Origin of the sequence: Sorangium sp. So ce176 (assembly GCF_051519835.1) — a bacterium.
Classification (GTDB): Bacteria; Myxococcota_A; Polyangia; order Polyangiales; family Polyangiaceae; genus Sorangium; species Sorangium cellulosum_G.
This window is the reverse complement of the sequence record NZ_CP150371.1, coordinates 2,517,846-2,536,642: the sequence shown is the minus strand read 5'-3', so window position 1 is coordinate 2,536,642 and position 18,797 is coordinate 2,517,846. Positions and strand designations below refer to the sequence as shown.

At 73.7% G+C, this 18,797-nt stretch carries 15 protein-coding genes; 11 read left to right on the top strand and 4 right to left on the bottom strand.

From position 1 onward, the window contains the following. The first annotated feature begins 4 nt into the window (after positions 1-4). The 8 genes from WMF42_RS09815 to trxA all read left to right on the top strand — a co-directional run bounded on the left by WMF42_RS09815 (position 5) and on the right by trxA (position 10,875). On the top strand, positions 5-853 hold the full coding sequence (locus WMF42_RS09815; protein WP_061612096.1) for a hypothetical protein: 849 nt from the start codon (positions 5-7) through the stop codon (positions 851-853). A 215-nt stretch (positions 854-1,068) separates the two neighbouring features. Continuing rightward, the gene (locus WMF42_RS09810) at positions 1,069-2,958 is read left to right on the top strand and encodes an FHA domain-containing protein (protein WP_437691676.1); all 1,890 of its coding nucleotides are present in this window, start codon (positions 1,069-1,071) and stop codon (positions 2,956-2,958) included. Next, positions 2,955-4,778 carry a Stp1/IreP family PP2C-type Ser/Thr phosphatase gene (locus WMF42_RS09805; RefSeq protein WP_437691674.1) on the top strand — a complete coding sequence of 608 codons (1,824 nt, stop codon included), beginning with the start codon at positions 2,955-2,957 and terminating at the stop codon, positions 4,776-4,778. The genes WMF42_RS09810 and WMF42_RS09805 overlap by 4 nt, the downstream gene beginning before the upstream one ends. Before the next feature lie 35 nt (positions 4,779-4,813). Further along, positions 4,814-5,887 (top strand): S1 family peptidase, encoded by a 1,074-nt coding sequence (locus WMF42_RS09800; protein WP_437691672.1) that lies wholly within the window; start codon positions 4,814-4,816, stop codon positions 5,885-5,887. A gap of 11 nt (positions 5,888-5,898) precedes the next feature. Continuing rightward, positions 5,899-7,506, top strand: coding sequence for a trypsin-like peptidase domain-containing protein (locus WMF42_RS09795; RefSeq protein WP_437691670.1), 1,608 nt, complete (start codon positions 5,899-5,901; stop codon positions 7,504-7,506). Between the two features lie 18 nt (positions 7,507-7,524). Then, positions 7,525-9,054 carry an ABC transporter permease gene (locus WMF42_RS09790; RefSeq protein WP_437691668.1) on the top strand — a complete coding sequence of 510 codons (1,530 nt, stop codon included), beginning with the start codon at positions 7,525-7,527 and terminating at the stop codon, positions 9,052-9,054. Further along, a complete protein-coding gene (locus tag WMF42_RS09785; RefSeq protein ID WP_437691667.1) occupies positions 9,051-10,046 on the top strand; it encodes an ABC transporter permease in 996 nt (331 codons plus the stop codon). The genes WMF42_RS09790 and WMF42_RS09785 overlap by 4 nt, the downstream gene beginning before the upstream one ends. A gap of 187 nt (positions 10,047-10,233) precedes the next feature. Continuing rightward, entirely contained in the window at positions 10,234-10,875 is a 642-nt protein-coding gene (gene trxA / locus WMF42_RS09780) for a thioredoxin (RefSeq protein WP_437691665.1), read from the top strand. A 101-nt stretch (positions 10,876-10,976) separates the two neighbouring features. Here trxA and larC read toward each other — a convergent pair whose 3' ends face one another. Next, the gene (gene larC, locus WMF42_RS09775) at positions 10,977-12,143 is read right to left on the bottom strand and encodes a nickel pincer cofactor biosynthesis protein LarC (RefSeq protein ID WP_063815959.1); all 1,167 of its coding nucleotides are present in this window, start codon (positions 12,141-12,143) and stop codon (positions 10,977-10,979) included. 341 nt (positions 12,144-12,484) lie between these two features. Next, the gene (gene larB / locus WMF42_RS09770; RefSeq protein WP_437691663.1) at positions 12,485-13,237 is read right to left on the bottom strand and encodes a nickel pincer cofactor biosynthesis protein LarB; all 753 of its coding nucleotides are present in this window, start codon (positions 13,235-13,237) and stop codon (positions 12,485-12,487) included. A gap of 217 nt (positions 13,238-13,454) precedes the next feature. Between larB and WMF42_RS09765 the strand changes: the two genes are divergently transcribed. Together WMF42_RS09765 and WMF42_RS09760 are read left to right on the top strand one after the other, a co-directional pair. After that, positions 13,455-14,198, top strand: a complete 744-nt coding sequence (locus WMF42_RS09765; protein ID WP_061612151.1) for a hypothetical protein — start codon at positions 13,455-13,457, stop codon at positions 14,196-14,198. 74 nt (positions 14,199-14,272) lie between these two features. Beyond that, positions 14,273-15,655 carry a TldD/PmbA family protein gene (locus tag WMF42_RS09760; RefSeq protein ID WP_437691661.1) on the top strand — a complete coding sequence of 461 codons (1,383 nt, stop codon included), beginning with the start codon at positions 14,273-14,275 and terminating at the stop codon, positions 15,653-15,655. Positions 15,656-15,918: 263 nt separating this feature from the next. On the opposite strand, the gene WMF42_RS09755 is transcribed toward WMF42_RS09760, so the two are convergent. Together WMF42_RS09755 and WMF42_RS09750 are read right to left on the bottom strand one after the other, a co-directional pair. Then, positions 15,919-16,548, bottom strand: a complete 630-nt coding sequence (locus WMF42_RS09755) for a helix-turn-helix domain-containing protein (RefSeq protein WP_081426970.1) — start codon at positions 16,546-16,548, stop codon at positions 15,919-15,921. A gap of 200 nt (positions 16,549-16,748) precedes the next feature. Further along, on the bottom strand, positions 16,749-18,344 hold the full coding sequence (locus tag WMF42_RS09750; RefSeq protein ID WP_437691658.1) for a lamin tail domain-containing protein: 1,596 nt from the start codon (positions 18,342-18,344) through the stop codon (positions 16,749-16,751). 78 nt (positions 18,345-18,422) lie between these two features. Between WMF42_RS09750 and WMF42_RS09745 the strand changes: the two genes are divergently transcribed. Then, positions 18,423-18,767, top strand: coding sequence for a helix-turn-helix domain-containing protein (locus tag WMF42_RS09745; RefSeq protein ID WP_437691656.1), 345 nt, complete (start codon positions 18,423-18,425; stop codon positions 18,765-18,767). Positions 18,768-18,797 lie beyond the last annotated feature (30 nt).

Here is an 18,797-nt window from a genome sequence, read left to right as displayed (position 1 = left end):
ACTCGTGCGTTTACGACCTCCGCCCGGCGCGCTCGCGGTCGCGGCCATCGCGGCCGGCGCCCTGCTGTCCTCGACGACAGCCGCGGCCGCGCCGCCCGACGGCGATGACAAGGTCGAGGGCACCCTCCGCTCCGCCGCGCCGCGCGCTCCCGACGGCTCCTCCACCGACGCCGCCGCGGCTCGCGCGACCGACGGCGAGGCCGCCTCGACCACGCCGGGCGCCGCGCTGGAAGCGCAGGACGAGGAGGCCGTCTCCGCGCCGCCGCTGCCGCCTGTCAGGCCGCGCGTCGAGCTCGCCGCCCGGCCGCCGCCGCTGCACGTCGAGTACGCGCAGTATGGCGTTGCGCTCGCGGCGGAGATCAGCCTCGACGCCGGCGCCGCCTGCCCGCGGTCGGGCCCCCTGTACTCGTGCATCCTGGGCAGCGGCGGCGGGCTCGCGATCCGCAGCGGCTACCGCTCGCCGGGCCCCTGGTACTTCGGCGGGGCGTACCAGTTCACCAAGATGGACTCGAGCAACCTCTACCGGCTTGGAATCTTCCAGCAGCTCCGGGCCGAGATGAGGTACCTGCCGGACATCGGCTACCGAGCGGCCCCGTACTTTTCCGCCGGGATCGGCGGCGTCATCTACGGTAACGAGTGGGGCGCCGAGACGGGGGGCGCGCTCATCTTCGGCGGCGTCGGCGTCGAGCTGGAGGTGTCGCGCCGCGCGGTGCTCGGCGTGAGCTGCGTGTACCGGCCGGTGCTGCTCGCGGGCTGGAAGGACACGGCCAACTACGAGCGGGCCACCGCCATCGCGCAGTTCGTCGGGTTCGAGCTCCTGCTCGAGGTGCGGACCGAGCTCGGAAGGCGCTGAGCGGCTCCCCCGCCTGCTCGAGAGAACGCACCGGCTACTTGACTCGACCGTCGCTCCGCGGTCCCCTCGGCAGCGTGATCTGCGATGTGTGCGGTCGCGACAACGCTGGCGATCTGACGTTCTGTCAGGATTGCGGCCGGAGGCTCAAGGCTCGCGAGGCGCGCGTCGCCCCGCCGACGCCCCCGAGCGGCTTGCCGCAGGTGTCGCTCCCGGCCGTGTCGGCGCGTGCGCAAACCGAGGAGCCGCCGGCGAACGACGCGCGCGTGGCCAGCCGGGCGCCGGGCGCGCGCAACGCCCCGGGGCGGCTGCGCCCGGAGGCGCCGGTGTTCTCGTTCAGCCCGATCAGCTCGGCCAGGACGGAGCCCGCGATGCAGGCGGTGCACGGCCGCGCGGAGGTGACCTCCCGCCCTGCGCGCGACGGCTCGGCCACGGGCGCGCTGGGCAGCGCCATCCAGATGGCGCCGGCCCTGCAAGATCCGCGTGTCGTCACGGACCGGGTCGCCGCGCCCGTGCCCCCCGCCACACCGACGATCACCGACGCGCTGGTGGGAATGCCCTGCGCGAGCTGCGAGGCGGACAACCCGCCGGGCTACCGCTTCTGCGTGACGTGCGGCGCGCCGCTCCACAAGAAGGACGGCGCCGCCCCGTCGGGCCCCCCGCAGTCGACCGACCCGGCGCCCGGGAAGGCCAGGGGCAGCGAGCCGGACGCCGCGCTCTCCGCCGGCGCGCCGTACGTGGCGCCCCCGCCCCTCGAGCAGCTCGGGACGACAGCGCGAGGGCTCCAGGACACAGCGCCCCGGCCCGCGCCCCCGCCGGACGCCGCGCTGCGTCCCGCGCCCCCGCCGATCGAGCAGCCCGGGACGACAGCGCGAGAGCTCCAGGACACAGCGCCCCGACTCGCGCCCTCGCCGGCCGCCGCGCCGCCGCCGCGCGACGATCGCTCCGGCGCCGGGGATGCGCAGCGGCAGGGCGCCGGCGGCTCTCCGGCGGGCAAGCCGCCCCCTCCTCCGCTGCCGCCCGTCGCCTTGCCTCCCCCGCGGCCGCCCCCTCTCGCGACCGGCGGGGGACCCCCCGACAAGATCGTCGGCTCGCCGGTGGTCGACATCGCCTCGTCGCGCCAGGCGCCCGCCCCGCCCGTCGAGTGCGCGCGCTGCCACGGACAGTGCCTGGCGGGCACGCGGTTCTGCAAATACTGCGGGGCGCCGCTCGACGCCGAGCGGTCGACCTCGGAGCGCCCCGCAAGGGCCCTCGTCGACCGCCCGTCCGCGCCGTCGAGCGTCCCGGAGGCGGGGCGTGAGCCGCCGCGGATGCCGCCGGACGGCCCGAGGCCGGGCTCGACCGAGACGGGCAGCACGCCGCCGCCCTCCCAGATACCGCTCGCGCCCCTGCGGGCATCCTACTCGGTCCGGCCGCCCGCGTGGGTCCCGGCCGACACCCGGCCGACCCGGGCGCCCGAGGGCAAGCTCATCGTGATCGTCGAAGACGGGACCGAGGGGAAGAGCTTCCCGCTCGCGGGCCCGCAGATCGACATCGGCCGCAACGAGGGGGACATCCTCCTCGAGGACGACCTGTACGTCTCGCCGCGGCACGCGCGGATCGTTCCGCAGGGCGGTTCCTGGGTTCTCCGTGACCTGGGCAGCGTCAACCGCATTTACCTGCGCATCAGGAAGACGCACCCCCTCCGAGATGGCGACTTGCTTCTCCTGGGGCTCGAGGTGTTACAGTTTCAGACCGTGAACGACGGGGAGCGAGGCCTCGGCCATGCGATCCAGCATGGAACGTTGCTGTTTGGCTCGCCCGCCATCCACCGGCGGGCGCGACTCTGCCAGCGGACGGTGGAGGGCGTGACGCGGGACGTGTACCACCTCTACCGGGATGAAACGGTGATCGGACGGGAGACGGGAGACATCGTGTTCACGGCCGATCCGTTCCTCTCGCGACGCCACGCAGCCATCCGGAGGAACCCGGCCACCGGCGAGTTCACGCTCACGGACCTGGAGTCGTCGAACGGGACCTACGTCGCGATCCGGGAGGAAGTCAGCCTCGTGGATCGCGATTTCGTGCGCATCGGGCAGCACCTGTTCCGCGTGGATCTCACCCGATGAGCGACCACACCGTCCGCGAAACGCGCGAAACGCCTACCGAGGCGCTGGAAGTCGAGGGGCTCCCCGGCGCGGCGTCGGTGGGGGCCGACTCGAGCGGCAACGCGGGCAAGGCCCTTGGTGACTCCCCGCTCGGCGCCGCGTCGCTCGAGTCCGGCAAGGCGGGGTCTGTGGAAGCAGGCAAGCCCGTGAACTGGAAGCCGCCCCCGCCGCCCAAGATGCGTCCGGCCACGAGCGCCGCGCGCGAGCAGAAGGCTGGCATCGCTGTGAAATCCATGAAGGCGCCAAGCGCCCAGGGCCCCGACAAGGTCGGGAGGAAGCTCCCTCCGCCGCCGCAGGTGCGGCTCACCGCGGGCGGGATGCGCGGTGAGGACGCGGACGGAATCGCGGCGAGGTCGGACGACCTCGCGGACGCCGTGACGCCCGACGCGCCGGCCGCGTTCGCGCCGGCGCGCGGCGCCAGGGCGGCGACCGCGTCCTCGCACGACGGCGGCGCGCTCGACGAGACGCCCGCCGCGAAGGCCGCCCGCAGCGGCGGCTCGGCCGCGGCCGCGGGTGACGAGCCAGCGGAGGGCGCGCTGCGCCCCGAGGACATGGACAGCGAGGCTGCAGCGCCGGATGAGCCGCGTCGCGCCGAGGTCGTGCTGCAGCTGTTCGGCCGCACCGACGTGGGCCAGGTCCGCGAGCACAACGAGGACAACTTCATCGTCGCGGACCTCACGAAGGCGAGCCGCGGCCTGATGGAGATGGACCGCTACCAGGTCGTCGGCGAGCGGGGCGCGCTGCTCGGCGTGTGCGACGGCATGGGCGGCGCCGCGGCCGGCGAGGTCGCGAGCCAGCTCGCGGTCGACATCATCTACCAGCGGATGAGCGCCGGCGGCCCCCCGCTGGACCACGACGAGCTCGCGGCGCGGCTCGTGCAGTCGATCGAGGCCGCCGGGCTCAGGATCTTCAGCGAGGCGAAGCTCGACCGGACGCGGCGCGGGATGGGGACCACGTCGACGATCGCCGCGCTCATGGACGACCACCTGTTCCTCGGCCAGGTCGGCGACAGCCGCGCGTACATCCTGCGCGGCGATCGGCTCGTGCAGGTGACGCGCGACCAGTCGCTCGTGAACCAGCTCATCGAGGCCGGCCAGCTCACGGAGGAGGAGGCCGAGACGTTCGAGCACAACAACATCATCCTCCAGGCGCTCGGCACGGCGGACTCGGTGCAGGTCGACCTCACGTACGTGGAGCTCAAGCGCGGCGACACGCTGATGCTCTGCTCCGACGGGCTCTCCGGCATGGTGCGGAACGAGGAGATCCGCGAGGTGCTGCGGACCGTCGACGATCCGATCGAGGCCTGCAAGGTGCTGACGGACCGGGCCAACCAGGCCGGCGGCCACGACAACATCACCGTGGTGGTCGCGAAGTTCGACGGCGACGGGCTCGCCGCGGCGGAGATCGAGGACATCGAGGATCTCCGCTACCAGAAGTACCAGCTGCCCGAGCACCTCCTGGCGCAGAACGCCACCGCGTCCGAGCCGGCGCGCAAGGTGAAGGAGCTCGACGAGAAGAAGATCTCGCAGCGCCCCCCCTCGCCGAAGTCGTGGATGAGCAACGCGGACAGCGACATGGACGAGGACGGCGGCGAGTACGACCGCGTCGTGTCGGTCCTGACGCCGGACGACGGCCTGGACGAGCGGAGCGCCCGCGCGCCCGTCCAGGGCGACGAGCCGATCCTGATCCCGACCGACGGCGCGCCGCAGTGGCTCGTGATCTTGATGATCGTGAGCGCCGTCGCGTGCGTTACCATCGCCGGCTACTACCTGCTTCGCTAGGGCGCGCCCGGCGCACACGCGCGCCTTCCATCGTCATGCCGCGCAGCAACGACAAGCGGGGTCCGCAGATCCCGGCCGTCGAGCAGGAAGGGGCGCCGCCGCGCCGCCCGGACGCGCACGGCCGCGTCGACGTCGAGACAGCGCAGCGCATCGTCAGGGATGCGGTGGTGCAGGCGATGCAGCGCGAGGAGAAGGCGGTCGCGCTCGTGCGCGCCAAGGCGGACGAGGCGCGGCGCCGGGTGGCGCGCCACAACCTGCTCCTCGGGCTCGGCGTCGCGGCGGCGCTCGTGGCGGTGGCGGTGGCGGGCGTGGTCGCGTACCGGTCGCGCCGGGCGGCGGACGCGCTGGCGGCCGAGGTCGGCCTCGGGCGCGCGCCCGCGGCGCGGCCGTCGGGCGCGATCCCCGAGCAGGTGCTCTCGGGCCGCGCCATCTTCGAGCAGAACAGGAACGCGCTCTACGTGATGGGCTACATGGTGGACAACCGCATCGGCGGTTGCTGCTCGGCGTTCGCCGTCGCGCCCGATCTGCTCGCCACGAACGCCCACTGCGTCCGCGACTGCCGCGCGCGCGGCGGCACCTCGATCGCCACGCAGAACGACTCCATGGGGAAGACGCGCTTCCGCATCGTCGCGATGTCGGCCCACCCGGCATACAGGTCCGGCGAGGGCGGCGCCGGCTCGCCGGACGTCGCCCTGCTGCGCATCGACGGCAGGGCGCCGCGCGCGGTGACGCTCGCGAACGACGCCGAGCTGCGCGCGATCGGGCCGGGCGACGACGCGTACGTCATCGGCTTCCCCGGCCGCCTGATGGATCCGCTGAGCCCCTCGGCGACGTTCCTGGAGGGCCGCATCGGGCGGGTGACCGGCCTCGACGGCGAGGCGACGACGCCGGATCGCGCGGCGCTCATCCAGCACGACGCGGTGACGCGCGGGGGCAACAGCGGGAGCCCCATCTTCAACCAGTACGGGCACGTGATCGGCATCCACGCCGCGCACATCGACGACGAGGACGACGTCACGATCGACGGGCGCAAGACGAAGGTGACGCAGAGCTCACCGTTCCGGATCGGGATGCGCATCGATCTGCTCCAGGGGGTCCCCGCGCCGTGATGCTGCGCGTCGTGCACACATTCGGGACCCACGCCGGATCCGTGGCGCTCCATGACAGGCGCGTGGTGCGCTTCGGTCGCGCGCCGGACAACGACGTCGTGTTCGACCCGAACCACGATCGCGACGCGAGCAGCCACCACGCGGAGGCGCGCCTCGAGGCGGCGGGCTGGGTGCTCTACGACCTCGACAGCCGCAACGGGACCTACGCGGGCGGGCAGCGGATCAAGCGACACCCGATCGCCTCGGGCGACGAGATCACGTTCGGCGCGAAGGGGCCGCGGGTGCGGATCGAGCTGGTCGAGCGCCGCGCGCCGGCCCCTCCGCAGACGCACGCGTCGCCGGCGCACTCCGCGCACGCCGCCGCCCATCCCGCGCCGCCCGCGGCGTACCCGGCGTCCCCCGGCTACCCCGCGCCCGCAGCGTATCCGGCGCCCGCAGCGTATGCGGCGCCCGCGGGCTACCCCGCGCACGCCGCGCCTGCCGCGGGCTACCCCGCGCACGGCGCCGCGCCCGCCGCTCACGCAGCGGGCCACCCCGCGCCCGCCGCTGCCCACGCCGCGCCCGCCGTCGCGCACCCCGGGCACGTGCCGGCGGCGCCGCCGGCCGGCGCGCGCCGGGTCGGCGAGCGGACGATCGCCATGCTGATCTCCTCGGCCGTCTCGGCGGCCACGGGGCGCGCGAAGCCGCGCGGCACCGTCGAGATCAACGCCATGCTCCACAAGGAGGTGCACGCCGCGACCGCCGGCCAGCGTCGCACGACGTACATCCTCGCCCTGCTCCTCGTCGTCGCGCTCGCGAGCCTCGCCGCGCTCATCGTCTACAACCGCTCCTCCCACGACGAGATCGCCCAGCTCCGCGCCGAGCTCGCGCGCCTCCCGCCGGAGGATCCGCGGCGCAAGGAGATCGAGCGGCGCCTCGGGACGCTCCACCCGTCCAACGCCAACTTCGGGCGCAACCTCCACGATCGGTCCCGGAAGGGCATCTTCATGCTCGCGTCCGGGCGCGAGGGGTTCTGCACGGCGTTCGCGGTGCGGCCCTCGGTGCTCGCGACGAACGCGCACTGCATCACCGCGGCGAAGCGCCGCGGCGGCTCGATCGTGGCGCTCGAGAACGAGGGCCGGGGCCAGGTAAGCTTCGCCGTGACCAGCATGCGGACGCACCCGCAGCACCGCGACAGCGCGGATCAGCTCACCCCGGACATCGGCGTCGTGTCGATCGCCGGGCGCGCCGCCGCCGTGCTGGAGCTCGCGACCCGGGAGGAGCTCGCCGCCGCCGGCGCCGGCGACGACGTCTACCTGATCGGCTTCCCGGAGCGCCTCACCGACGCCGCGAACCCCGTCGCCACCTTCCTGGCCGCCAACATCGGCCGGATCACCGGCGCGAACGGGCGGCCCGCGGCCTTCGCCGAGGCCTGGCTGATCCAGCACGACGCCCGCAGCACGAGCGGCATGAACGGGAGCCCCATCTTCAACGGTCAGGGCAAGGTCATCGGCATCAACGCGGGCGGGTACCTCGAGGGCAACGACGAGACGATCTCTGGCCAGAAGACGGAGGTGGTGAAGGCCTCCCCCTACAAGTTCGGGATGCGCATCGACCTGCTCGACGCCATCCTGCGCTGACCCCGGGCCAGCTTAGAGATGCTCCGCCACGCGCTCCGCCGGCTCCTCTGGACGCTGCCCACCCTCGTCGGCGTCTCGCTGCTGACCTTCTTCGTCCTCTCGTTCGTCCCGGATCCCACGGACGACCCGCTCCTCGCGACCTCGCTCTCCAGCGCGGAGCTCGCGCGGCTCCGCCGCGAGCGCTTCCTCGACCTCCCGCGCTTCATCAACCTGGATCCGCGCGACGTGCGCCTGCGCGCCCTCGATGCCGCGCAGGCCATCGCGGCCGGCGGCGAGGGCGCGGGCGCCGCGGCCGACGAGCTGCGGCGCCTCGGCGGCGCCGCGCTGCCGCACATCCTGCCGCTCGACGCGCTCGCGCCCGAGCCGCGCACCCGCGTCGCGCTCGCGCTCGCGCCCGTCGCCGCGCGGATGGGCCTGCCGCGGGCCGAGGAGGCCGCCGATCCGGCGCACGCGGTCGCCTTCTGGACGCGCTTCTGGGACGACCGCGGCATCGAGTTCCGGAGCGCGTCGGTCCGGAGCGCGGTGCGGCGGCTCGTCCGCTACGGCTCCTCGTCGCGCGCCGCCGAGGTGATCGAGCTCGACACGTTCGCCCTGCAGCCGGTGATCGCCGCGCTCCAGCCGCCGCGCGACGCCGCGACGCTGGAGCAGGCGCGCGCCCTCGTCGACGTCGCGGCGCACATCGCGGAGATCGACGACCGCATCGCCCCGGGCGACGACCTCGCGGAGGCGCGCGCGTGCGTCACGCGGTGGAAGTCCTTCTGGAACGTGTACCGCAGCGATTTCGAGGTGTTCACCGGCCCGACGCGGCTCGCCGCCACGGTGCTCGAGACCCGCTACGGCAAGTGGGCGCTCGGCGCTGTCACCCACCGCCTCGGCGTCGCGGCGACAGGCGAGCCGGTGCTCGACGAGCTCGCGCGGCGCGCGCCGGTCACGCTCACGCTCGTGTTCGGCGCGATCGCGCTCGCCTACGCGGTGGCCGTCCCGCTCGGCGCGCTGAGCGCCGCCTCGGGCGGCCGGCGGGGCGACAGCGCGCTCGCGGCCGCCGTGCTCACGCTCGCCGTCCTGCCGACCGCCGTCGTCGCCGTGGCCGCCGCGCTGCTCTCGGGCGGCGCGCGGTCGCTGCTCCTGCCGACGTGCCTCATCGCGCTGTCGCTCATCGCCGCGCCGACGCGGCAGCAGCGCGCCGCGCTCGTCGCGGTCCTCACGCAGGACTTCGTCCGGGCGGCGCGGGCGCGCGGCGCCGGCCCGGCGCGCGCCATCGCCGTGCACGGGCTGCGCAACGCCGTGCTCCCTGTCGTGACGCTCGCCGTCCTGGAGCCGCCGATGGCGCTCGGCGGCGCGTTCGTCGTGGAGCGCGTCTTCGAGCTGCACGGGCTCGGCGAGCTCACCCTGCTCGCCGTGCAGGCGCGCGACGTGAGCTGGCTCATGGCGATCTCGATCGGCGCCGCGGGCATCGCCGCGCTCGGCGTGATCGCGACCGATCTCGCCTACGTGCTCGTCGACCCGCGGCTCGGCCCGGCGGTGCTCTCCCGGAGGGGCGAGGCGTGACGCACGCAGCGGCGTTCCTCCGCCGGATGGTCGGCAGCAAGCGCGTCGCCGCCGGCACCGTCCTGCTCGGCGTGCTCGCGCTGCTCGCGATCTTCGCCGAGCTGATCGCCGCGCCCGCGCCGATCGCCCGCTTCGGGCCGGAGGGCGCCGAGATCCTCCCGGCGATCACCGAGGCCGGGACGCTCGAGTCGCTCACCGAGGGCGAGCTCAGGGCGCGCTTCGACGGCGGCTTCGTGATCTGGCCGCCCATCCGCTACGGCCCGGAGCAGCGCACCGACGCCGGCCCGAACGCGTCGCCCTCGGCCGACCACCCGCTCGGCACGGATTTCGAGAGCCGCGATCTCGCCGCGCGGCTGATCTACGGCGCGCGCACCGCGCTCGGCCTGTCGCTGAGCGCGGTCCTCGTGGGCATGTTCCTCGGCGTCGTGCTCGGCGGGCTCGCCGGCACGCTGCGCGGCTCCTGGAACGACGCCCTCGTCCGCCTCGTCGAGACGGTCGACACTTTCCCGGCGATCCTCGTCGTGGCCATCGTGCGCGCGATCGAGCGCGAGCCGTCCGCGCTGTCGCTGGTGCTCGCTGTCGCCTTCGTCCGCTGGGCGGAGATCGCGCGCCTCGTGCGCGCCGAGGTGCTGCGCGCGTCGAGCGAGGAGTACGTGATGGCCGCGCGCGCGCTCGGCAGCACCCGGCTGCGCGTCTTCTACCGCCACATCCTCCCGAACGCGCTCGGCCCGGCGATCGTCAGCTCGGTCCTCGGCGTGGCGTCCGTGGTGCTGCTCGAGGCGGCGATCTCGTTCCTCGGGATGGGCGCGCCCACCCGCGTGGCCTCGTGGGGCGAGACGCTGGGCCAGGCGGCGCGGCACCCGAGCGAGATCCGGCTGCTCGTGTTCCCGGGCCTCCTCCTCCTGGCGACGGTCGGCGGCTCGTACCTCATCGCCGACGCGCTGCGCGACGCCGTCGACGCGCGCACCGTGCGCACGCGGACGCCGCGCTGAGGGCGCGCGGGCGAGGCGCCCGCCGCCCGGCCGCGGCCGGCGCGGCCTTCGTCGCCCCCGGCGGCCCGAGGTCGTCCCGGAGACGCCCCGGAAATCCGCCGAAACAGCCCTCGTCTCCGCGATCTGGGCGGCGGGGGCCTCGCGCCACTCGATCTCGCTGGGAAGGCCCGCTATGAATTCGCCCGCCATGGCTGTTCCCGAGATCAGCGAGCAGGAGTTCGAGCGCGAGGTGCTCCGCAGCGAGTTGCCCGTGCTCATCGATTTCACCGCCGCCTGGTGCGGGCCGTGCAAAACGGTCGCGCCCGAGGTCGAGGCCATCGCGCGCGAGCTCGAAGGCAAGGCCAAGGTGGTCAAGGTCGACATCGATCGGTCGAAGCGCATCGCCACCACCCTGCGCGTCCAGGCCGTCCCGACGTTCATGGTCTTCCACCGGGGCCGCCCGGTGGCCGCGGAGCAGGGCGTCCTCAACCGCAAGCAGTTCCGCGAGATGCTCGAGCCGTTCCTCCCGCGCGCCGAGGGCGCCATCCGGGCGGTCGAGCTGGCGCAGCTCGTCAACGAGGGCCAGGTGATCGCCGTCGACACGCGCGAGACCAGCGCGTACGGCCGCGCTCGCATCCCCGGCGCAGTGCACCTCCCGCTCGAGGAGATCGAGGGGCGGCTCGCCGAGCTCCACATGCTCCCGGGCGCGCCGGTCCTCTACTGTCGCTCCGGCGACAAGTCGAAGGAGATGGCCTCGAAGCTCGCGGAGGAGGGCGTCCCCGTCGCGTTCCTCGAGGGCGGCTTCCTCTCGTGGGAGGCCGAGGCGCTGCCGATCGAGCGCCCGGACTGAGCCTGCGGCGCGCTCGGCGCCGCGCGTGGAGCGCGGCGCGCGGCGCCGTCACGCGGGTGGCGCGCGCCGCGCCATGACACGAGCGGCGCGCGCGCCTGGCGTCACCCCTTGGCGGCCGCGAGCGCCGCCGAGACGACCTCGCGCACGGGCACGCCGTGCGTCCTCGCCGCCGCGGCGCAGTCGTCGAACTCCGGCTTGATCTGCGGCGGCCCGAACGGCCCCTCGCTGATCTTCACCCGGATGGCGCCGTAGGCGGTCTTCACCGTCGTGATCCGCCGCGGGCGCTCGGTGCGCGCGACCGGGATCTTCCGGAGCCCGATGCTCGTCGTCTCGCGGAGCAACGCCGTCGCGACCGCGTCGGCCTGGGGGGCCGCCGCGAGCGCCGCGATCGTCAGCGCGGGGCGGCCCTTCTTCATCGTGATCGGCGCCGCCCACGCGTCGAGCGCGCCTGCCGCGAGCAGCGCCTCGATCGCGTGCCCTGCCACCTCGCCCGTGAGGTCGTCGACGTTCGCCTCCACGATCACGTGCGACGCGCTGCCGAGGCTCTCCTCCCCGCCCGAGCGCGTCCCGAGCACGACCCGCAGCAGGTTGGGGCGGTCGGGCAGCTCCCGCGTGCCGGCGCCGAAGCCGATCCGCTCGGGCGCGAACGTCGGCCAGCGCTCGAACCGGCTCGCCAGCGTGGCGATGATCGCCGCGCCCGTGGGCGTGACCAGCTCGGCGTCGATCTCGACGCCGTAGGTAGGGACGCCGCGCAGGCACGCGACAGCGGCGGGCGGCGGCAGCGGGAGGATCCCGTGCCGCGCCTTCACGAACCCGCGCCCCATGGGCAGCGGCGATCCGACGACCTCCGCCCCGATGTGCGCGATGGCCGCGGCGGTGCCCACGATGTCGACGATCGCGTCGACGGCGCCGACCTCGTGGAAGTGCACGTCTTCCAGGCGGATCCGGTGCACGGCGGCCTCTGCTTCGCCGAGGCGCCGGAAGATCCGGCGCGCCAGCGCGGCGACGGGCGGATCGAGCGGCGCCGCGGCGAGCATGGCGTCGATCGATCCGTAGGTGCGCTCCGGCTGGGGCGCCTCGACGTGCACGTCGAACGACGTCGCCACGATGCCGCTCCTGTGCGCGTGCCCGCGGTGGAGGTGAAAGCCGTCGAGGGGCAGCGCGGCGACGGCGCGCTCGATGACGAGGAGGGGCACCCCGAGATCGAGCAGCGCGGCGATCGTCATGTCGCCCGCGATGCCGCTGAACGCATCGAAGAACAGGACCATGCCGGCGCCCGCGCCCTCCTCGAGGAGCGGCGCGCGCGGGTGGTCGTGCTCCTGCGGGTGGTCGTGCGCGTGATCGTGCCCGTGCGCGTGATCGTGCCCATGGGAATGCCCGTGCGCGTGGTCATGCCCGTGTGCGTGGTCGTGCCCGTGCCCGTGCGCATGCCCGTGCTCGTGCGCATGCCCGTGCTCGTGCGCATGCCCGTGCTCGTGCGCATGCCCGTGCGCGTCATGGTCGTGCCCGTGCGCATGCTCGTGGTCGTGATCGTGTCCCATGTCTCGCCTGCTCCGTTCAACGGGCGTCGACCCGTCGCGGCGCTCCCGCGGTCGCGCTCGTCCTGCGCTCACGCCTTCGGCAGCATGCGATGGACCACCATCGCGGCGCCGAAGCCGCTGTCGATGTTGACCACGGCGACGCCGGAGGCGCACGACGTGAGCATCGAGAAGAGCGCGGTGAAGCCGCCCAGCGCCGTGCCGTAGCCGACCGAGGTCGGGACCGCCACGACGGGCGCCGCCACGAGCCCGCCGACCACGCTCGGCAGCGCGCCCTCCATGCCCGCGACGACGATCACGGCGGACGCCTTGCGCAGCTCCTCGACGCGATGGAGGAAGCGATGCAGCCCCGCGACCCCCACGTCGTACAGCCGCATCGATTCGAGCCCCACGGCCCGCAGCGTCTCGATCGCCTCCTCGGCGACCGGGAGATCGCTCGTGCCCGCGGTCACGACGGCGACCGGCCCCGCGGCGCGCTTCGGCGTCGGCGCGACCTCGACGCTCCCGGTGCGCGCGAGGGGAACATAACGAAACGCGGGCAAGAGCGACGCGACCGCCGCGCCCTTCGCGGCGTCGACCCGGGTCACGAGCACATTCTGCCCGGCCCCCGAGATCTCCTGGGCGATCAGGGCGATCTGCTCGGGCGTCTTCCCTTCGCCGAAGATCACCTCGGGCACGCCCTGCCGGAGCGCGCGGTGGTGGTCGACTGTCGCGACGCCCAGGTCCCGGAAAGGTAGCCCCCGGAGCGCCTCGAGCGCCTCCTCGATGCCGGCCTCTCCGTTACGGACGCGCTCCAGCAGCTCTCGGACGAGGCGCGGATCCATGTGCGCAGCCGCTTAGCGCGGCAGCGCCCCCACCGCAAACGTTCCGCCTCGCCCGCCGCCACCGCCGCCATGGTCGTGAGGGCGCCCTCGTGCGCCTCCGGCGCCCCCTGCGCGCGTCTCTGCCCATGCTCCTCCTTGCCTGCGGATCGCGCGCGCCGCGCAAACCGGTCCAGGCTCTTTGCGCAGGAGGGGGCGACGGGGCTACTTTCCGCGCCGCGTGCCCGCCTTCGTCGCTCCCCTCGTCGGCTTTGCCCTCGGCGCGCTGCTCGCCTGGTTCAGCGCCGCAGCCCCTCACCGCCCTGGCGCGCTGCGCGCGGCGGAGCCCCGGCTCTCGCCGGGCCCGCGCGATCGGCCGCTCGCCCTCGTCTCTCTGTTCGCCGTCCTCGTCTTCGCGCCTGTCTGCGCCTACTTCCTCGTGTTCGCGCCCGACTGGAGCTTCGCGTACCTCGTCGACACCCGCCGGATCCCGTCCGCGGTCGACCTCCTGCTGCTCCTGCTCGACGCCGCCTCCGTGCCCGCCGGGTTCGCCGCCGCCCACCGCTTCGCCTCGAGCGCCGGCGGCAGGCCCACAGCGCAGGGCGCCGTGCGCGCGCTGGCCGTGTTCGGCGGCGCGCCGATCGCGATCGCGCTCGTCGCGGTCCTCGCCCTCTCGCGGCGCCTCGCGCTCGACGGAACCTACCGGCAGGTCGAGGGCGACTTCGGCGTCCACCCGGTCGCCGGCGGTCCGCTCGGCTATGCGCTCCTCTGGATGTACACCATGCTCGCCGCCGGCTTCGCGGTCACCGTGAGCGCCCTCCTCCGGCGCGAGCCGCCGGGCGGCGCGGAGAAGGCCGGGCCGCCGCGCCCCCGCGCCGTCCCGAGCGAGCCGGCGCGGGTGGTCGATCCGCCCCGGCCCGCCTCGACGCGCCCCGAGCGCCGGCTCGGCCTCGGCAAGGGGGGGCGGTCCAACCGGCCGGGCTGAGACGCGTCCGGCCGGGCGCCGCGGGTCTCCCGCCGCGTTGACGGAGCCACCGCGCTCCACCACCCTGTCGCCCCATGTCCGAACGAGCCCGCGTGGATCAGCAGATCGAAGAACTGATGGAGCTGGCCGACCAGGTCGTGACGCGCGCCAGGAAGGGCGGCGCCGACGTCGCGGAGGCGATCGCCCGTTCCGGGTCCGAGCTCTCCACGAAGGTGCGGCTCGGCGAGCCCGAGCTCGTCGAGGAGGCCGTCCACAAGAGCCTCGGCATGCGGATCATCAAGAAGCAGCGCGTCGCGCTGACCTCGACGTCCGATCTCACGCCGCGCGGCATCGACCGGTTCGTGGCGGACGCGCTCGAGCTCGCCGACATCTCCCAGGAGGACGAGTTCGCCGGCCCTGCCGCTCCGGAGCTCATCTCCAGCGGCCCCTTCCCCGCGCTCGAGCTCTACGATCCGTCCGGCGGCTCGGTCACGGCCGCGCAGGCCATCGACATCGCGCGCCGCGGCGAGCAGGCCGCGCGCGACGCCGATCCCCGCATCACGAACAGCGACGGCGCGACGTTCTCCCGGACCGCGAGCGCCTTCGCCCTGGTCCTGTCCGGCGGCTTCCGCGGCGGCTACGCGGGCTCGTACGCGTCGCTCGTTGTCTCCCCGGTCGCCGACGACAGCGGCGACAAGAAGCGCCGCGGCTTCCACTTCAGCGCGCGGCGCCACCTCGCCGATCTCGACGCCCCGGACGCCGTCGGCCGCGAGGCAACCCGCCGGACGCTGCGCAAGCTCGGCGCCCGCAAGGTGCCGACCTGCGAGGCGCCGGTCGTCTTCGACCCGGACGCCGCCCGCTCGATGCTGGGGCTGCTCGGCTCCTGCCTCATGGGCAGCTCGATCTGGCGCAAGTCGAGCTACCTCGTCGGCCGCGAGGGGACGCGCGTCGCCAGCGATCTCATCACTGTGGTCGACGACCCGCTGATCCCGCGCGCGCCCGGCTCGCGCCCGTTCGACGGCGAGGGGCTGCTGGCCCGGCGCAACGTCGTTGTCGAGCAGGGCATCCTGAAGACCTACCTCTGCGACAGCTACAGCGGCCGGAAGCTCAAGCGCGCGCCGACCGGCAGCGCGGCGCGTGGCGCGGGCGGCGGTGTGGGCCCGTCGACGTCGAACTTCATCCTGCAGCCCACCGCCACGCCGGCAGCGGACATCGTCCGCGCCACGCCGCGCGGGCTGTACGTCACCGAGATGATGGGCTTCGGCTTCAACGCCGTGACCGGCGACTTCTCGCGGGGCGCGTCCGGCTTCTGGATCGAGAACGGCCAGCTCACTCACCCCGTGAGCGAGGTCACGATCTCCCTGAACCTCGACGAGCTCCTGCAGCGGATCGACGCCGTCGGCGACGACCTGGATCTCCGGACGGCAACGGCGGCGCCGACCTTCCGCGTCTCCGCCATGACCATCGCTGGAAGCTGAGCTGCTTCCGTCCGAGGAGCGTGTGCTCCTCGGGCTCGTGTGTTCTCCAGGATCCGAAAGACGGGTTGGCTGCGGGAGGACGGGCTCTGCAGCAGGGCTGCGAGCGACCTTGTCAACCGGCCCCGGGTTGCGCTGCGGGAGGGGGGGACTCCGTCCGCAGCGGGTCGCTCGGCAGTGCTGCGGCTCGTGGCGGATCGCCCCGCAGCCGCCCGCGACCGCCCCCGCCCGACCTATCTGCCGGGCGTGGACGGCCGGGTCCTCGCTCAGCGCGAGGACCCGCCAGCGGCCAGGCTGCGCGGCGGCTCTTCCGAGCCCGCGCCGGCTGCCGCCTGGAGGGGCGCCCCTGCCTGCGCGGCCGCTTCAGGCATCAGGAATGCCTTGAGCTGCTGCGCGTCGTTGCGCCCGATCCGGCCCACGAAGGTGGGCAGGCTGATGGGCTCGTCCGACAGCGCGACGAACGTCCCCTGCGAGTTCGCTCGGTGGAGCGCCTCGAAGAGGGAGGTGACGTCCACGTCGCTGGACACAGCCCGCACGTCGATGATGTACACGTCCGCGGGGTCCGCCCCCGCGAAGATCAGCGCGTCGTACGGGTGGCTGGCGTGCCGGATGGGCACGCCTTCCCCGAGGGAACGCGCCGCGTGGGTCATCGTGTCCTTCGTGCCGATGACCATCATCGACTTGGAGGTCGCCTTCGCGAGCTCCCGGGGCACCGAATAGCCCCATGCGCGGAGGAACTCGGCCACATCCGCCGCCTTGAAGCGCAAGTGTCTCCCCGGCGTACGGAAATGGGCAATCCTCCCCCGATCTACCCAGTTATGGATTGTCTTCAAGTCGACCTCGCACAAGGCTGCGAGGTCCGATGCCGTCAACAGCTTTTCACGAACACCAGCCATCGCCGAACTCCACGCGAAAGGCACCTGCCGCACAGCTCGCGTTCACAGCGCGGCAGCGTCTCCTCAGGTGGCGGCCCCCCCCACCCGTCTGTCTACTCGATTGAAACCTAGCTCTCACGGACGGGTCCGTCACCCGCTTTGCTCGAATTTTCTCGGCCCCTTGGAGAGAACGCCCCGCGCGGAGGCAGACTCCCCCGTCTTCAGGGGATCTCCTGGTTCATTATGTTCACGCGACCGGGTGTCGGCCACCCGGTCACGAACGAGCCGGCCGAACCATCGGGGGCGCGCGGCCCCACACGCGCCAGGCTCATCCCCGCTTTCGGCTCCGGCAAAGCGGGCGACCTGGACGTCACTGCACCTCCTCCATCCTTCAATTTGAGCGGTTCTCCCGAGTTCGACAGCCCATGGTTGCCAAGTTTTGGAACGCGGAGCAGCAGCGTCTCGGGAGGAGCCGGAGGGTCGAGCTCATCTTCAGCGACATAGCCCTCGTTGACGACCAGCGCGTACACGCCTGGATTCAGGGAGATGGAGGGCAATTCGGTCTCTCCGCCCACATCGGCGAGCACATACCCTGTGAGGTCGGCTGGGACGCCTCCATCGTTGTAGAGCTCTACCCACTCCTGAGACGGCTCAGCCCCTACAGGATTCGCCAGCACCTCATTGATAACCACGTGGGGCATGGGCGCACGCGTCATGGCTGAGAACGCCCGTCTCTCCACCAGCCCAGCATTGTCGATGGTGGCCACGGCGAGCTGGACGGCCGTGAGGGGCGGCAAGGGGGCGAGGACGAACAGCTCGCCCGGCAGCACCGCGAGGACTTCATCGAGCCCCTCGCCCGCGATCGCCCAGAGGAGCGGCGCGTCCGCCGAACGGACGCGAATTCGATCGTCGGCGACGTGAGCGCAGCCCGGCCCCATGGGGACTTCGTCGAGCGCGCAGGCGATCGCTGCGGCAGGGAAGGGCTCCGATTCCATCGAAAACGGACGCGGGTCGAGGCTCACCACACCTGGATCACCGGCGAAAGCGATGGGTGGGCCAACGAGGCGCAGCTCGTCCGTCTGGCCGGTCGCAGCGGGCGCCGGCCCCCCTTCGAAGCGCACGCAGCGCGCGCCGATGCCGTCGACGGCGCCGCGGCGCAGCTCGCCGGCCGGTCCGCCCGGGGCCAGCGCCGCTGCGGCGGCCATCTCGGGGAGGGGCGCATCGCCGCACCAAACGCCGAAGGTGAGGCTCGCGCCGGCGTCGGGCGGCGGCCAGAGGCGTGGGAGCACGGGGGGTGAGCCCTCGGCAGCGACCTGGATGTGGTGCGAGAAGGCGGGGCTGCCGCTGGCCACGGCGTACGTCTCTCCGGGCGCGAGCGGGGCGAGCGGCGCCACGGTGAGCAAGGGATCTCCCGCGGGCGCCTCGTTCAGCCACGCGATCGACGGGACCACGCGCTCCGCGAGCGCGTTCGACAGGTCGCCTTGCTCTATCTGCCGCATGTGCGCGGCGCCGATCTTCCCCCGGACGATCAGCGCCCGACCGGGATCGACGCTCCCGGCGGCGGCGACCGGGAGGCGCACCCGCAGCCGCAGCACCGGGGGCGCTGCATCCAGCGGCGCAGCGGGCTCGATCTGGAGCTCGGGGATCATGTCCGCGTCGCCGGCGGTGGCGGTGACCTCGTCGCCATCGAGGCGAGGGGGAGCCGCGAGCTCCGGCGCGCAGGACAGGGGGGAGGCCACGAGCGGCGCGAGCGCGAGCGGCAGGACGTGGGCGGCGCGCGGCGCGCGCGAGGGGCGAGTCAGGGGACGATGGGTCATGACGCGGAGTTCGGCGGGGGCTCGCCGCCGGTTGCCTCGACGTCGCTTTTTTTTCGGAGGCCGCTACCCTCGCCTCGCATGGCCCCCGAGGACATCAAGAAGCTCCGGCAGGATCTTGGCTGCACGGCCCGCGAGCTCGCCGGAGCGCTGGGCATCGAGCAGGAGACGGTGCTCGCCTGGGAGCACGGCGATCTCTTTCCGACGAAGCGCTTCGTCGGGATGATGGAGGAGCTGCGGCGCAAGGGTCCGGAGGCGATCCCGCGCAAGAAGAAGAAGCAGGCGAACGCCTCGCCGCTCCAGGTGCTCGCCGACCCCGAGCTCTGGCGGCTCTTCCGCAAGCTCCTCTCCCACCCGGAGCTGAGGAGCGCGGCGCTGAAGCTGGCGGAGGCCTATCCGGATCCGACCGACGCGCCGCCATCGTGAGCGGCGGGCCGACGCGCTCGAAGGTCAGAG